The sequence below is a fragment of the Streptomyces sp. B21-105 genome (assembly GCF_036898465.1).
GTDB lineage: Bacteria > Actinomycetota > Actinomycetes > Streptomycetales > Streptomycetaceae > Streptomyces.
Genome location: NZ_JARUMJ010000001.1, coordinates 746,978 through 761,713, shown reverse-complemented (window position 1 = coordinate 761,713; position 14,736 = coordinate 746,978). Strand labels below are relative to the sequence as shown.

Sequence of the window (14,736 nt, the reverse complement as noted above, 5' to 3'; positions counted from 1 at the left end):
TCCCTCGCAATAGGTTGGCCGGTAGACAACCCGAGGGGTGCCGGGACCTACGGCCTGGTGCACTGACACACAATGGGGGCGTACATGTCAATGCAGAAGGGGTCCAATGTCCCGGTCCCGACCACGGCGCTGCGCGTCGAACTGGGTCGGCGCTCCGGACCGGGCGTTCCCGACGCCGACGCGTCGGCGCTGCTCCTGCTGGCCGGAAAGGTCCGCTCCGACGCCGACTTCGTCTTCTACAACCAGCCCGCGCACTCCTCCGGCGCCGTCCGCCACGAGGGCAAACGCGACGCCGAGGGGCGGGTGACCGACAGCATCCTCGTCGACCTCGCGCGCGTGGAGCCCGCGATCGAGACCGTCGTCCTGGCCGCTTCGTCGGACGGCGGCTCCTTCGGTCAGATCCCGGACCTCTACATCGAGGTGCGGGACGCGGCGCGGGACGCGGTGGTGGCGCGGTTCGACAGCGCCGGGGCCACCGTTGAAACCGCTTTCGTGCTGGGCGAGTTCTACCGCCGTCAGGGCGCCTGGAAGTTCCGCGCCGTCGGACAGGGCTACGGCAGCGGACTCGAGGGCCTGGCCACGGACTTCGGCATCACCGTGGACGAGCCGCAACACGCCGCGCCCCCCGTTCCGCCGCCGGCCTCCGCTCCGCAGCCCCCGGTTCCGTCGGCCCCCGTGACCCCGACGCCGCCGCCCCAGCAGCCGACGATGCCCGCCTTCCCCGTCACGGTGCCCCCGCCCGTCCACCAGGCCCCGCCGCCCCCCACCGCCCCGCCCGCGGCGCCGGGCGCGACGGGCGCGCCCATCAGGCTGACCAAGGTGACGCTCACCAAGGCCGCCCCGTCGGTGTCCCTGACCAAACAGGGCGGCACGTCGGGCGCCCTGCGCGTCAACCTCAACTGGGAGGTGCGCAAGCAGTTCTCCGGATGGGGCAGCAAGCGCGGGCGGGCGGTCGCGCTGCACAACGACCTCGACCTCGACCTGTGCGCCCTGTTCGAACTCGCCGACGGCCGCAAGGGCGTGGTCCAGGCCCTGGGCAACGCCTTCGGCTCGCTGCACCAGCCGCCGTACATCCACCTCGACGGCGACGACCGCACGGGCGCCGTGTCGAGCGGTGAGAACCTCACGGTCAACCTCGACCGAAAGAACGACTTCCGGCGCATCCTGGTATTCGTGACCATCTACGAGGGCGCCCGCTCGTTCGCCGACCTGCACGCCACGGTCACGCTGCAACCCCAGTTCGGCGCACCGGTCGACTTCTCCCTGGACGAGTGCACCGTTCCGTCGACCGTCTGCGTACTGGCGCTCATCACCAACCAGGGCGGCGACCTCGTCGTCCAGCGCGAGGCCCGCTACCTGGTGCCCGAGCGCGGCGTGAGCCCGCAGCGCACCGTCGACCACGCCTACGGGTGGGGCATGAACTGGACCCCGGGCCGCAAATAGGAGCCGGCGCCGGTCCCGGGCCGGCTCAGCCCTCGTCGGCGACGGCGTCCGGACGCGTGTAGGTGCGGCCCTTCCAGGCCGCACCGCGCCCCCGGTAGTGCTGCACGGCGGAGTCGACCGTCATCAGGAGGTAGAGGAACGCGGTGAACGGCAGCAGGGGAGCGAGCCACACCGGCTGCCGGTAGTGGCGCAGCATCGGGACGTACGTCCCCGCCATGACCAGCCAGGCCAGCGCGCCGCACACCGCCGTCGGCGCGCTGCCCGCCGTGAGTCCGACGAGGAGGGCGAGCGGCGGGACCAGGTACACCAGAGCCAGACCGAGCACCGTCCCGAGGAGCAGGGCAGGGCTGTGGCGCAGTTGCGCGTACGCGCTGCGCGACACCATCCGCCACAGGTCGTGCAGCCTCGGGTACGGCCGCACGCTGTCCACCCGTTCGGCCAGCCCCAGCCAGATGTGCCCGCCCGCGCCCTTCACGGCCCGCGCGAGCGCCACGTCGTCGATGACCGCCTGCCGGATGGCGTCCGGGATCCGCGCCCGCTCGGCCGTCTCGGCGCGCAGCAGGACGCAGCCGCCCGCCGCGGCCGCCGTGCGCGCACCGCGCCGGCCGATCCGGCGGAACGGGTACAGCTGGGCGAAGAAGTAGACGAACGCCGGCACCACCAGCCGCTCCCACGAGCTCTCCACCCGCAGCCGTGCCATCTGGGAGACGACGTCGAAGCCGCCGGTACGGGCTGCCGCCACCAGCTCCCGCAGACTGTCGGGCGCGTGCGCGATGTCGGCGTCGGTGAGGAGGAGGTACTCGGGCTCACGCGCGCGTGCCAGGCCGATCCCGTGCCGCACCGCCCACAGCTTCCCGGTCCAGCCCGCGGGCGGCTCACCGGGTGAGTCCACGGTCAGCGGGAGCCCGCCGTGCCGCCGGGCGAGGGCGCGCGCCAGGTCTCCCGTGCCGTCGCGGCTGCCGTCGTCGACGAGGAAGACCTCGGCCCGCCCCGGATAGTCCTGGGCGAGCAGCGAGGGCAGGCTCGCGGGCAGCACCGCCGCCTCGTCGCGCGCGGGGACGACGACACAGACCGACGGCCACTCCCGCGGCGCCGACCGGTCCGGCAGCCTGATGTCCGTGCGCCAGAAGAGCCCCTGACAGAGCAGCAGCCACAGCCAGGCGGCCAGGGACAGGGCGGCGATCCACACAATGGCGCTCACGTGCGCAGTCTTCCCCACCCGAAGGGGCGACAGGCGCACATCGTCTATGGTGGCCGGGTGAAGATCGCGCTCATGGACTCCGGAATCGGCCTGCTGGCGGCCACCGCCGCGGTACGGCGCCTGCGACCGGACGCCGATCTCGTGCTCTCCCTCGACCCCGACGGCATGCCCTGGGGACCGCGTACCCCGCAGGACCTCACCGCGCGTGCGCTGGCCGTCGCGGAGGCCGCCGCGGCGCACCGGCCCGAGGCCCTCATCGTGGGCTGCAACACGGCGACCGTGCACGCCCTGCCCACCCTGCGGGCCACCCTCGAACCCGGCATCCCGGTGATCGGCACCGTTCCGGCGATCAAGCCGGCCGCGGCCGGGGGCGGTCCCGTCGCGATCTGGGCCACGCCCGCCACCACCGGAAGCCCCTACCAGCGGGGCCTGATCGAGAACTTCGCCGACGGCGTCACGGTCGCCGAGGTGCCCTGCTGGGGGCTGGCCGAGGCGGTGGAGCACGCGGACGAGACGGCGATCGACGCGGCGGTCGCCGCGGCCGCCGCCCTCACCCCCGAGGAAGTCACCACCGTCGTCCTCGGCTGCACCCACTACGAGCTCGTCGCCGACCGGATCCGTGCCGCCGTGCGGCGCCCCGGCCGGCCGCCGCTGGTCCTGCACGGCTCGGCCGGCGCGGTGGCCGCGCAGGCACTGCGCAGGATCGGCGCCCGCCCCGAGCCGGAGGGTGCGGCGCTCGGTGCAGTGACGGTTCTGCTCAGCGGTCGCCCGGGCGTTCTGCCGACTCCGGCGCTGGCCTACCCGGAAGGCCGCCTGCTCCAGGCTGTCAGCCCCGCTCCGTGACCGTCCGGAACCCCGCCTGTGGCCCGCTGGGTGTGCTGTTTCTGGCGGGCTCCGAGCCTTCCCCGGGCGGGTCCCGGGCCGGCTCCGGGCGGAGTAGTCACCCTGCGCTACGGACTACCGGCGCAGCGAAACCTGAGTAATCTCATGGATATGAGGGACCACCACCCCCACGATGAGAGCATTCCGCTTCCTGACGTCCCGCATCGCGACGCCCCGCCCTCCGCCGTCCCGCATGCCGATGTCTGGACGGGGCGCGCCACCAACCGCTTCCAGTGGCTGCTCGCCCTGGTCGGGGCCGCCTGCATGGCGCTCGGCGTCGAGCTCGCCGTCGAGTCGGCCTGGACGTCCGGCGTCGCCCCGCTCGTGATGTCCGTCGTCGGCTGCATCGCCGCCGGGCTGCTGGTGCTCTTCGGCACCCTCGCCTTCGTCCACGTCGACCTGAAGCTCGACGAGGAGTCCCTCGAGGTGCGCTGCGGTCACATCGGGCTGCCGCGCCGCCGGATCCCGCTGGCCCATGTCGCCGGCGCCGACTTCGAACCGCACGTCACGCCTCGTCACTGGGGCGGCTGGGGTTATCGCTGGCGGCCGGAGAAGGGCACCGCGGTCGTCGTCCGCAAGGGTGAGGGCGTGGTGCTGAGGCTGTGGGACGGCCACACGTTCACGATCACGGTGGACGACGCAGAGTCGGCCGTGCGCGTCATCCGGGAGCGGTTGCGCACCGGCGCCCCGGGCCCGGCGCGCTGACAGTCAGGCCTTTCCTTGCCGCTTCAGGCCGCCCCTTCAGGCCGCTGCGTCAGGCCGTTGGGCGGTCGCCGTGGTGCAGGTCCCGTTCGTACGGCGACGGAGCTCCGGGAGTCGCCGGCGCCGCGGGCTCCGCGGCGAGCGGCAGGGCCGTGGCCAGACCGGCCAGCAGTCCCGCACCCACCGACACCGTGGTGAAACTCAGCGCGTTGCCGACCGCGGCGACCGCGCCGACCGCCGTCAGCGTGGCCCCCGCGGTGAGGACGACCGGTGTCGGACGCCGCGAGCGCCACAGCGCGGACAGCACCCAGCAGAAGACCGCCGAAAGCAGCAGCAGCCCGACGGCGCCCTGCTCCGCCGCCGTCTGCAGCGTCGCCGAGTGCGGCTTGTCGTCGGACGGCGTCGACTGCGCCGCCGTCGCGCTCAGCTCGCCGAAGCGTCCCGGGCCCACGCCGAAAACGCTCTGGCGGCGGAACATGCCGAGGGCGTCGCGCCACAGGTCGACGCGGTGCGGAGTCAACTGGCCCGTGAGTGAGCCGTTGAGTGTGCCGGGCAGCGCGTTCCCGGCGACGGCCCAGCTCATGCCGGTCACCAGGGCGGCCGCCACGACCCACGCGGCGAGCGCCGGCCCACGGTGGCGCATCCGTCCGGCGGCCAGCGAGCACAGCAACACGGCGCAGCAGGTCACCACGCCCGTCGTCGAGTCCAGGAGGGCCGCGGTGACCGCCACGCCCGCGGCGAGCAGACGCAGCGCGAGCCGCAGTGCGGGTACGGGCGTCGCCCATGCGGCGCAGCAGGCGGCGCCGGCCGACAGGGTCAGCACCGCGGCGGTGCCGCCCGCGTGGCCCAGCGGCGCGGCGATCTCGGGCCCCGGGCCGAGCCCCGGCACGGTCACCGTCAACGCCAGCCCTGCCAGCGCGCCGGCGCCGGGCGCGGCGACCGGCAGCAGCACGCCGGTGATCCGCCCCGCCGCATAGCCGGCGGCCACCGCCAGCACGGCGAGCAGGACGCCCTCGGGGCGTCCGCCGTGCACCGCCGCAGTGACCAGGGACCAGACGGCACAGGCCCCGAGCACGGTCGCGCCGAGCGCGTCCGAAACGTTTCGTCTGTTTCCGTCCGCGGCCTCGTCGACCGCGGACGACATCCCGGTGGAACCCACCCCGCCCCCCGAACCCGGTCGCCCCCCGACCGTGACGGACCTGAACCGTGCCGGACCCCGGTCGCACGAGACCGGGACTCTGGCCCACGGTAACCGCTGATGGGCGGTTTGTGGATGAGTCGCGCCGGGTTGTGCGCCGGCACGGGGACCCGGGCCCACCAGGGCCGGGGACCCCGGCGGGCCCGGCCATCGGCCATGACGCGCCCGGTCTCCGACCGCGGCACGCAGGGTCGTCGGCCTTTGGCGGTCCCGGTCATCGGCCCCACGCGTCCGGTCTTCTTCCGCCTAGCCGGGTCCGGTCTCCGGTCCCGGCGTGCTCGGTCTTCGGCTCGGACGGGCTCGGTCTTCGGCTCGGGAGAGCTCGATCTTCGGTCCCGGCGCGTCCGGTCTTCCGTCTTGGCGGGTCCGGTCTGCGGTCCCGGCACGGTCTCGACCCGGGCGGGCACGGTCATCGCCCCAGGTGCGCACGCCCGTCGACCCGGCGGGCCTTGTCCCGGCCCCGGTGGGACCGAACTGTCGGGCAAAAGGTCACTCGCCGTACACTCCCGGAGTGACCGTCACCGCAACTTCCGTAGGCCGGCCGGACCGGCTGGAGCCCTCGGCCGCGCCGGCTTCGCGCGGCGCGCGGCTCCTGCGCCGCCTCGTCCCGGCCGCCACCGCGGCGCTCTCCGGCGTGCTGCTCTACGTCAGCTTCCCGCCGCGCACCGTGTGGTGGCTGGCGCTGCCTGCCTTCGCCGCCTTCGGCTGGGTGCTGCGGGGGCGCAGCCCCAAGGCCGCCTTCGGTCTCGGTTACCTCTTCGGGCTGGGTTTCCTGCTGCCGCTCCTGGTGTGGACCGGCGTCGAGGTCGGCCCCGGCCCCTGGCTCGCCCTGGTGGCCATCGAGGCGATCTTCGTCGCGCTGGTCGGCGTGGGCGTCGCCGCCGTGTCCAAGCTGCCGGCCTGGCCGCTGTGGGCGGCCGCGCTCTGGATCGCCGGCGAGGCGGCACGCGCGCGTGTGCCCTTCCGCGGCTTCCCGTGGGGCAAGATCGCCTTCGGTCAGGCGGACGGCGTCTTCCTGCCCCTCGCCGCGGTCGGCGGCACCCCCGTGCTCGGCTTCGGCGTCGTCCTGTGCGGCTTCGGCCTGTACGAGACGGTCCGCCTCGTGCTCGAGCGGCGGCGCTCGGGCGAGGTGCGGCGGTCGGCGGCCGCGGTGGCCCTGCTCAGCGTGGCCGTCCCGGTCGTCGCCGCGCTGGCCGCCCGCACCCTGGTGAGCGACCAGGCGCAGGACGGCACCGCGACGGTCGCTGTCATCCAGGGCAACGTGCCGCGCCTCGGCCTGGACTTCAACTCCCAGCGCCGGGCCGTGCTCGACTACCACGCGCGCGAGACGGAGCGGCTGGCCGCCGAGGTCGAGGCCGGCAAGGTCGCCCGCCCCGACTTCGTGCTGTGGCCCGAGAACTCCTCCGACATCGACCCCTTCGCCAACGCGGACGCCGCCGCCGTCATCGACCGGGCCGCCAAGGCGATCGGCGCGCCCATCTCGGTCGGCGGCGTCGTCGAGCGGGACGGCGAGCTCTACAACGAGCAGATCCTCTGGGACCCGGTGAAGGGCCCCACCCAGACGTACGACAAGCGACAGGTCCAGCCGTTCGGCGAGTACCTTCCGCTGCGCTCGCTCATCGGGGCGATCAACAGCGACTGGACGTCGATGGTCCGCAAGGACTTCAGCCGGGGCACGAAGCCGGGCGTCTTCGACATGGACGACGCCAAGGTCGGGCTCGTCACCTGCTACGAGGCCGCGTTCGACTGGGCCGTGCGCTCCGAGGTCACCGACGGCGCCCAGCTGATCTCCGTGCCCAGCAACAACGCCACCTTCGACCGCAGTGAGATGACCTACCAGCAGCTCGCCATGTCCCGGGTCCGCGCGGTCGAGCACAGCAGGACCGTCACGGTGCCCGTGACCAGCGGTGTCAGCGCGATCATCATGCCGGACGGGAAGATCACCCAGAAGACCGGCATGTTCGTGGCGGACTCCCTGGTGCAGAAGGTGCCTCTGCGCTCCTCGCAGACCCCGGCGACGAAGCTCGGCATCCTGCCCGAGGTGGCTCTGGTGCTGGTCGCGGCGGGTGGTCTGGGGTGGGCGATCGGCGCCGGGGTGCGGACCCGACGGAACGCGGCGGGCTGACCGGGAGGCCCGGATAGGGTCGGACCATGCCGACTCCTGACTTCATCACCGAGATCCGGGCCTCCGCGGGACACCAGCTGCTCTGGCTGCCCGGCGTCAGCGCCGTCGTCTTCGACGACGAGGGGCGGGTGCTGCTCGGCCAGCGCGCCGACAACGGGGAGTGGACCGTGATCGGCGGCATCCCGGACCCCGGGGAGCAGCCCGCGGACTGCGCCGTGCGCGAGGTCTACGAGGAGGCAGGCGTGCGCTGCGTTCCGGAGCGCGTCGTCCTGGTGCGCGCCGGGACGGAAATGGAGTTCCCCAACGGCGACAAGTGCCAGTTCATGGACGTCACCTTCCGCTGCCGGGCCGTGGGCGGGGCCGCACGGGTCAACGACGACGAGTCCGTCGACGTGGGCTGGTTCGCGGTGGACGCCCTGCCGCCGCTGGACGAACGGCAGCTGTTCCGCATCAAGCAGGCGCTCTCCGACGGACCCACCTGGTTCGAGACCACGACGTCGGAATGACCGGAAATTACCCACCAGCGTCCCCCGCCCCCCCGAGCACGCCCCTGACCCGTCCCCGCATCGCGGATCGGTCTGCCCCGGCTGTCAGGCCCGGCCGGCTCAGCAGGCCGACCGGGAGCGCTGTACCGGGTCCTGTTCATCGACCCCACCACCGCTTTCCGGGGCGACCGCCGGCGGTACCCGCGCAGCAGGATCACGCTCCACACGCGGAACCGCCCTGTCCTCAGGCGGAACGGGCCGCGGCAAGGGTGAGGGAGCAGGCTCATCGTTGATGCGCACCGTCGGCTCGCCACCGTCGTAGGCATGCTGGAGTTCCACGGTCGGCGCCTGGATTGTAGTGATCTTCGTCGGCGTAAGAGCGCAGCCGAGTGACAGGATTCCGACGAGGAGAGGGCCCAGGGCCACGGCGGCTCCCCGGCGGGCCATGCGAAGGTGCGTCAAAGTCTGTTCCATGTGGTCGATCCGGCATGGGCGTTCTCCCCGCAGCTCCACTGTCGCGGCCGTTGTCGCGAAATGGAATCTTGAGACTTAAAATTTCTTGGCCTTCGTACAGAGGCTTCACAAGAACCTTTCCGACCTGGCGCAGAACAGAGTCGAATCGGTGAGAGGTCAGGGCGATCCTCTCCCGCCATGCACCGATCGCCGCTGCGATGACGGACTTCTATGTCACGGTCCAGGACGAGGACAGGGATACCCCGTACCCGTCGAAAGCGTTCCGCCAAGCTCTCCAGGCCGCCGGACCACGTCGCGGCTGAGCCACAGGTCACGGCCCGGGGGCTGAGTTGTGCTCTGCGTGACGTAACTCGGTTGCGAGGGGCTTGGTCACCTGGGCGAGGATGCCGGTATGAGCCGAGAGACGGATGAGGTACGCGAAGCGATCGCAGGCGAGCTGCGTCTGATGGACCCCAGCGTGCGCGCGTCACGCTCGCTCGCCCGACAGCTGCTGGACCCGGACTTCACCGAGGTCGGCGCTTCGGGGCGGCGGTGGACGTTCGACGAGATGCTGGCCGCGCTGCCCGAGTTGGACGGTGCGGCAGGAAGCGGTTCGCGCGTTGAGGCCTCGAAGTTCACCGGTGTCCTGCTGGCGCCTGGGTTGGTGCATCTCACCTACGAGACCACGTTGAACGGAAACCGGGCACGGCGGAGTTCGCTCTGGCGCAAGCGGGGTGCGGCCGCAACGTGGCAGATGTACTACCACCAGGCCACACCCGTCCCGCCCGGCAGTGTCTGAACTGCGAGCGCCGGACGGTGAGTTCGTTGTCACGTGCAGGGGAACAGCGGATTGTCACGCGCCCTGGCTGTGGCGTCGCCCGTGAAGCGGACCGCCTCGGTGACCAGCTGCTGCTTGCCCTCGGGGAAGTAGTGGTACGTCGAGCCGAGCGGCGCCCTGGCATGCTTGGCCGTCTCGCGGATGCTCGTCGCGTTCAGGCCGCGCCGGCCACGATCAGGTCGCGCGCCGACTGCTCGGGCTTGGTCACGTACGACCTCTCTTCCGATCCCTCTGGTTATGACGTTCGTCATGGTCTACCGTGACGCGGTCGATGACGACTGTCGTCACCCGTTGCGTCGACGTCGCGGTCCACCGCGAGAACGCCCGCACGGTCTACGACGACGACCCGGTCCGGATGAAGGTCGCCGAGCAGCTCGGCGCCGAGGGCCACGACATCCACGGCAAGCGCGAGAAGGGCTTCCTGGCCACCACGCTGAAGAGGTCGTGGTGGGTGCCGTGGGTGCCCTCGTCATGGTTGTACCCGAACTGGAAGGAGTGCGTTCCGCGGACGACGGTGACGCCCGGACGAGCGTCACGACGTGGCCCGGCTCCTTGCCGTCGGCCGCGCTGTGCACCGTCACCTCCTTCCGCAGCTGCGGACCCGCAACGGGAATTCCGGCTCGCCGGCGTCATGCCGCTCGACGGAGCGCGCCGCCGGTCCTGCTCACGAACCAGGCGCCGAATCCGGCCAGGAGAGCCGCCGCCAAGGCGTACACGGGCAGCCAGAGCGTCGTCGTGGACGCCAGGCAGTCGTTGACGGCGTGCATGCTCCGGTCGCTTCGCGCATACGCCAGCGCGGCGCTGTCGTGGCTGTGCAGGCCGCTCACCGCGGCCTGCGTCTGGAGCGCCGCGTAGCGGCCCAGGTGGGCGCATGCGTCGCGGGCGCCCGGCATCGGGAAGAACCAGGCCCAGCGCTGCATGGCGGGGGCCACCGCGAGCGTGACGCACAGGCCGACGACCAGCGAGTACGCCGTCAGGCTCCGCGCGTACGCGAATCTCGCGCCGGGCACGGGGGTCGGTGGCCCGGTGAAGGAGAGGATCAAGGCGAGCAGAGTGACGCCGAGGTAGGTGGAGAACCACTGCCACGAGCCGGCGGAGAGCGCGAACGCGAGCACGCCGGCGAGCGCGGTGCCCAGCACCCCGGCCCGGTTGCCGGCTCCCCCGTCCCCGTCGGCGGTCACCAAGCCGTGGGGGTCCGGGCGGCTGCGGTCGTCCATGCTCTCTCCTGACTGGCTCCGGACCGCCAGTCTCCGGCCTCGGCCCCTTCGGGCAGCCGCACCATGCCGGGTCCGCCCGCCCCGCTCGCCCGCTTGGCGGGCGCACCGCGCCGGACCCGTGCGTGACGCGCCGCGGCTGACGGGAGGGGGTGGGCGTGCCTTGCCGTTCACCCTTCCTGTCGAGCGGTGGCGACCTCGGAGGGGCAACTGCCGTACGCGCTCCCGTGATTCGGGTGTCACCGACGACCCTCGGCCGCTCTTCCGCGCGGCGTCCGGCTCGATCGGCGGTCCCGGCGGGACAGGCGGCTTCAGGGTTGACGAAGCGTCAGAAGGCGACGGGCGAAGCCGCTCCGAAGGTCCCCATTGCTGCGATGTGTGCCGTATCACGCATGCCGAAGGTCGCCCAAGTTGTGTGAGTCACAGCGGAAATGTCCCTTTGGCGTCCATGCTCGACACGGACGGCGACTCCCGAAGCGGAGCCCACCGCCATGGGCGCGACATCCAGAAGTGGCCCATGACGAAGTCCTCGTGACGTTCCCTCCTCGTCCTCCTGGAAAGGTGACCCATCATGGCCGCTTACGTCTGTCCTCCCGCCGTGATACACGGTGAGCACGCCGTGGAGACCAGCCAGATCGTGGCTGAGGTGCGCGACCGGCACCCGCACGCGGCGTGGGCGCCGCGGATCGACGGGATCGCCGCCAGTACGGGCATCGAGACCCGCGGGTGGATGCTGCCGCTGGAGACCGCCGTCGCCCCCGGCAACGGCACCGGCCTGGGGGCTGTCGGCGCCGGGGCCGCCCAGGAGGCGCTGGCACGCGACGGGTTCACCCGGCAGGACATGGACCGTGTGATCGCCGCCCTCGAGTCCATACCCGCGCCGCAGACCGTCCAGGAGCGCACCGCCCCGGCCTGGGAGGCGGTGCAGTCCTACGGGGAGCGCGCCGCGCGCGGGGCCCTGCAGACCGCGGGTCTGGACGTCGCTGACGTCGACTGCCTGATCACCAGTCACTCCACCACCCCGGCGCTGCCGGGCCTGGACGTCGCCCTGGCCAACAGGCTCGCGCTCCGCAGCGATGTCATGCTGCTGCCGGCCACGCAGTGGGCCTGTGTCGCGGGAACCCGGTCCCTGGCCCTGGCGGCGGATCTCGTGGCCGCGGATCCCGAGCGGGTGGTCCTGGTGGTGATCGCGGAGGCGCTGAGCACGACGTACCAGCCCGCGGACGACACCCTCGAGTCCCTGATCGTCCGGTTGCTGTTCGCCGACACCGCGGTCGCCGCGGTGGTCACGGGCCGCCCGAGGCAGGAGTCGGTGCTGCGACTGGACGCCGCCTGGCACCACACCCTGCCCGGCACCCAGGACCTGCACCGCCTGGACACGCGGGCGGACGGCGCCCACTTCGTGATGGACCGGCGTGGGCCGCGCGCCGTGCAGGAGACGGTCACCGCGATGTGGGAGTGGTTGCGCCTGCGCTACCAGGACGACCCCGAGGCGTGGCACCCCGACGTGCTGCTCGCCCACCCCGGCGGGACCCGGGTGCTGGAGTACATGGAGCAGACGATGCCCGACTCGTGGCCGTCGGGGCTGCTGGACCACAGCCGGGACAGCTACACCAGCGGCAACCGCGGGGGCGCCGCCGTGTTCGACATCCTGCGGCGGGCGTACGAAGCCGGGCAGAAGTCGGGCGATCGCGCCGTCCTGTACGCGGCGGCGCCCGGGCTCACCGCCACCGCCCTGGAGGGGGAGTGGCTGTAGACCGGCCGTAAGAGCCGTAAGAGCCGTAGGAGCCGTAGGACGTGCCGGCGGGACAGAGTCGCGTACGCCCGAACCACCGCCCGGCAGGCGTGTCACCCCGCGACCCCGCCCGGCAGGCGTGTCACCTCGCGACTTCCGCCCAGACCACCTTGCCGGTATCCGTCCAGCGCACCCCCCACCGGGTGGTCAGCCGGTGCACGACGCGCAGGCCCCGCCCGCCGTCGTCGAGGAGGCCGCCCCGGCTCAGACGGGGCCTGCCGTTGCCGGTGTCGCCCACCTCGAAAAGCAGACCGTGTCCGGCTCTGATCAGCCGTACCGTGACCGGGCCGGCGGCGAATCGCACCGCGTTCGTGACCAGCTCGCTGACCAGCAGCGTCACATCGTCCCGGAGGTCGTCCCGGGTGTGCCATCGCCGCAGCCGCGCGGCGACGTGCGCACGGGCGCGGGCGGGCGCGTCCTCGCGGGCGGGCAGTCGCCAGGTCGCCGTGTCCCCCTTGCGGTAGCCGATCATGCGCACGAGCAGCAGGGTCACGTCGTCGCGCCGGCGCACGGGCGCCAGCGAGGAGACGACATGCCGTGCGGCCCGCTGCAGCGCGTCCCAGGGGTGCACGGTGGACAAGGTGTCCGCCAGCCTGCTGATCCCCTCGTCGATCGACAGAGCGGGATCCTCCACCAGGCCGTCGGTGTAGAGGGCGAGCAGGGAACCCGGGGGCGCGTCGAACGTGTACACGTCGAACGGCTCCCGCAGCGCGAACTCGGCGCCGAGGCCCGGGTGAGGGGTGACGGCGAGCGGGCCGGCGCGGCCGTCCGGCAGCACCAGGACCGGCGGGAGATGACCGGCGCTGGAGAGCGTCACACGATGGCTGACCGGGTCGTAGAGGGCGATGCAGCAGGTGGAGCCGAGGGCGCTGTAGCCGGCCGCCAGCCCGGAGTCCGCGTCGTCCAGCAGCGTCACCGTCTCGTCCAGGTGCTCCAGCACCTCGTCGGGCGCCAGCCCCGCGGACAGCAGGGCGCGCGCCTCCATGCTCAGCTGGCCCATGGTCGCCGCGGCCCCCAGACCGTGCCCGACGACGTCTCCGACCACCAGCGCGGTACGCCCGTCCGCCAGCGGAAAGCTGTTCACCCAGTCGCCGCCGACGCCCGCGCTGTCGGGGGTGGCGGGCTGGTAGACACTGGCGACCTCCATGGTGCGGCCGCTCGTCCGGGGCAGCAGCCGCCGCTGCAACGCCAGCACCTGAGTGTGCTCGCGGTGGTGCTGACGGGCCAGGTCGACGTGATGGGCGGTCCTGGCCACCAGTTCCTGCAGGTCGAACAGCTCACTGTCGCGGAAGGGGCTGTCCGCCCGCCGCCAGACCTCCGCCACGCCCAGCACGACCGGCGGCGTGCCGTCCAGGACCAGCGGTATGCACGCCACACTCGCCGACCGGTCGCCGGGCACCAGGGCACGGATCACCCGGGGGCTGCCGAGCAGCCGTTCGACCGAATCCCGGTCCGGTATGACGATGGCCTGCGGGGCGTCGTCCCGGCGCACCGCCTGCGCCAGGAGGCGACTCGCGTCGTTGGGAAGATCGTCGCCGGGAGTCGTGTACCCCTCCGGCCACACCCGGTCCGGCACCAGGGCCGCCCGCCGCAGCCGGATGCGCCCCTGTGCGTGCTCGGTGACTCCCTCGCCCGTCCACACGGCGAAGTCGAGGTCGACGGCGGCCACGTCCCCCCATGCCAGCAGGGACTCCGCCAGTGACTGCGCGGTCTCGCCGATGTCCAGGGAGGTGCCGATCGCGGTCTCGGCGGCGTACAGGTGCAGCCGCCTTGCCATGGCGATCAGGGAGACGGTCAGGCCGTCCTGGGGCGCCGCCGCGGGCAGGATGCTCATGGAGACCACCAGCTCCGTCCCGTCGGCGCGCCGCAGGCGCTGGATCCGGGCGACGTGCGCCTCACCGATCTCCAGGACCTGCCGCAGCCGACGGGTGACCGTGGGCACGTCCCCGGGCGGCAGGAGATCCGCGAAGGGGCTCCCGGCCACGGCGTCCAGACCGGCGAACACGGCGGCGTCCAGATTGCAGCGGGTGATGCGCAGCTCCGCGTCCAGGCTGACCACGCCGAGAATCCGGTCCTGACGGTCGGCCACCGCGTCGTCCGGTGTGTGCGGGCGAGTGGCGCGGCCGCCGGCCGCCGCCGATCCGCCACGCGGGCAGTAGCGGCCCAAGGCGCTGCTGAGCAGGTCGAACGGGGATGAGGACGAGGGCGACGGCGTGGCGTCCATGCGGCTCTCTCGGCATTCCCCGGCCCGGCGCCGGGTGCGTTTCTCGGACCCGTGCGACGGGGCCCCGAGATCCCTGACCGCACACCTCATTGAATAACACCGGGCGTCGCTTCGCCCACACCAGCCGATCGCGCGACGGACGCGGAGGACACGGAGGGTGAGGCGGCACCCCTGTC

General features: G+C 72.8%; 11 protein-coding genes and 1 pseudogene. 7 read left to right on the top strand and 5 right to left on the bottom strand.

Annotation, left to right across the window (positions count from 1 at the left end):
* Positions 1 to 84 precede the first annotated feature (84 nt).
* Positions 85 to 1,443: a TerD family protein gene (locus tag QA802_RS03100; protein ID WP_503461608.1), complete on the top strand. Its 1,359-nt coding sequence runs from the start codon at positions 85 to 87 to the stop codon at positions 1,441 to 1,443.
* 25 nt (positions 1,444 to 1,468) lie between these two features.
* Here QA802_RS03100 and QA802_RS03095 read toward each other — a convergent pair whose 3' ends face one another.
* Entirely contained in the window at positions 1,469 to 2,662 is a 1,194-nt protein-coding gene (locus QA802_RS03095) for a glycosyltransferase (RefSeq protein ID WP_334517918.1), read from the bottom strand.
* Positions 2,663 to 2,701: 39 nt separating this feature from the next.
* Here QA802_RS03095 and QA802_RS03090 point away from each other — a divergent pair, with 39 nt between their 5' ends.
* Positions 2,702 to 3,487: a glutamate racemase gene (locus QA802_RS03090; protein WP_334517916.1), complete on the top strand. Its 786-nt coding sequence runs from the start codon at positions 2,702 to 2,704 to the stop codon at positions 3,485 to 3,487.
* Between the two features lie 150 nt (positions 3,488 to 3,637).
* Positions 3,638 to 4,231 carry a hypothetical protein gene (locus tag QA802_RS03085; RefSeq protein WP_319165280.1) on the top strand — a complete coding sequence of 198 codons (594 nt, stop codon included), beginning with the start codon at positions 3,638 to 3,640 and terminating at the stop codon, positions 4,229 to 4,231.
* A 49-nt stretch (positions 4,232 to 4,280) separates the two neighbouring features.
* Here QA802_RS03085 and QA802_RS03080 read toward each other — a convergent pair whose 3' ends face one another.
* Positions 4,281 to 5,372: an O-antigen ligase family protein gene (locus QA802_RS03080; RefSeq protein ID WP_334517912.1), complete on the bottom strand. Its 1,092-nt coding sequence runs from the start codon at positions 5,370 to 5,372 to the stop codon at positions 4,281 to 4,283.
* A 565-nt stretch (positions 5,373 to 5,937) separates the two neighbouring features.
* Between QA802_RS03080 and lnt the strand changes: the two genes are divergently transcribed.
* From lnt to QA802_RS03065, 3 genes are all read left to right on the top strand, one after another.
* Positions 5,938 to 7,551, top strand: a complete 1,614-nt coding sequence (gene lnt, locus QA802_RS03075; RefSeq protein WP_319165283.1) for an apolipoprotein N-acyltransferase — start codon at positions 5,938 to 5,940, stop codon at positions 7,549 to 7,551.
* Between the two features lie 26 nt (positions 7,552 to 7,577).
* Positions 7,578 to 8,057 (top strand): NUDIX hydrolase, encoded by a 480-nt coding sequence (locus QA802_RS03070; RefSeq protein ID WP_319165284.1) that lies wholly within the window; start codon positions 7,578 to 7,580, stop codon positions 8,055 to 8,057.
* Positions 8,058 to 8,901: 844 nt separating this feature from the next.
* Positions 8,902 to 9,288 (top strand): nuclear transport factor 2 family protein, encoded by a 387-nt coding sequence (locus QA802_RS03065; RefSeq protein ID WP_319165286.1) that lies wholly within the window; start codon positions 8,902 to 8,904, stop codon positions 9,286 to 9,288.
* 62 nt (positions 9,289 to 9,350) lie between these two features.
* Here the strand turns inward: QA802_RS03065 and QA802_RS03060 are convergent.
* Both QA802_RS03060 and QA802_RS03055 read right to left on the bottom strand, forming a co-directional pair.
* A pseudogene (locus QA802_RS03060) lies at positions 9,351 to 9,554 on the bottom strand (TetR family transcriptional regulator); the annotation flags it as partial.
* Between the two features lie 402 nt (positions 9,555 to 9,956).
* A complete protein-coding gene (locus QA802_RS03055; protein WP_319165288.1) occupies positions 9,957 to 10,544 on the bottom strand; it encodes a hypothetical protein in 588 nt (195 codons plus the stop codon).
* A gap of 568 nt (positions 10,545 to 11,112) precedes the next feature.
* Here QA802_RS03055 and QA802_RS03050 point away from each other — a divergent pair.
* Positions 11,113 to 12,297: a type III polyketide synthase gene (locus tag QA802_RS03050; RefSeq protein ID WP_334517907.1), complete on the top strand. Its 1,185-nt coding sequence runs from the start codon at positions 11,113 to 11,115 to the stop codon at positions 12,295 to 12,297.
* A gap of 121 nt (positions 12,298 to 12,418) precedes the next feature.
* On the opposite strand, the gene QA802_RS03045 is transcribed toward QA802_RS03050, so the two are convergent.
* The gene (locus tag QA802_RS03045) at positions 12,419 to 14,560 is read right to left on the bottom strand and encodes an ATP-binding SpoIIE family protein phosphatase (protein ID WP_319165291.1); all 2,142 of its coding nucleotides are present in this window, start codon (positions 14,558 to 14,560) and stop codon (positions 12,419 to 12,421) included.
* Positions 14,561 to 14,736 lie beyond the last annotated feature (176 nt).

What these genes read in the sequence shown, in the direction of transcription:
- QA802_RS03100 (WP_503461608.1), top strand. Translation starts at nt 85, where the DNA reads ATGTCAATGCAGAAGGGGTCCAATGTCCCGGTCCCGACCACGGCGCTG.
- QA802_RS03085 (WP_319165280.1), top strand. Translation starts at nt 3,638, where the DNA reads ATGAGGGACCACCACCCCCACGATGAGAGCATTCCGCTTCCTGACGTC.
- QA802_RS03080 (WP_334517912.1), bottom strand. Translation starts at nt 5,372, where the DNA reads ATGTCGTCCGCGGTCGACGAGGCCGCGGACGGAAACAGACGAAACGTT.
- QA802_RS03070 (WP_319165284.1), top strand. Translation starts at nt 7,578, where the DNA reads ATGCCGACTCCTGACTTCATCACCGAGATCCGGGCCTCCGCGGGACAC.
- QA802_RS03065 (WP_319165286.1), top strand. Translation starts at nt 8,902, where the DNA reads ATGAGCCGAGAGACGGATGAGGTACGCGAAGCGATCGCAGGCGAGCTG.
- QA802_RS03055 (WP_319165288.1), bottom strand. Translation starts at nt 10,544, where the DNA reads ATGGACGACCGCAGCCGCCCGGACCCCCACGGCTTGGTGACCGCCGAC.
- QA802_RS03050 (WP_334517907.1), top strand. Translation starts at nt 11,113, where the DNA reads ATGGCCGCTTACGTCTGTCCTCCCGCCGTGATACACGGTGAGCACGCC.
- QA802_RS03045 (WP_319165291.1), bottom strand. Translation starts at nt 14,560, where the DNA reads ATGGACGCCACGCCGTCGCCCTCGTCCTCATCCCCGTTCGACCTGCTC.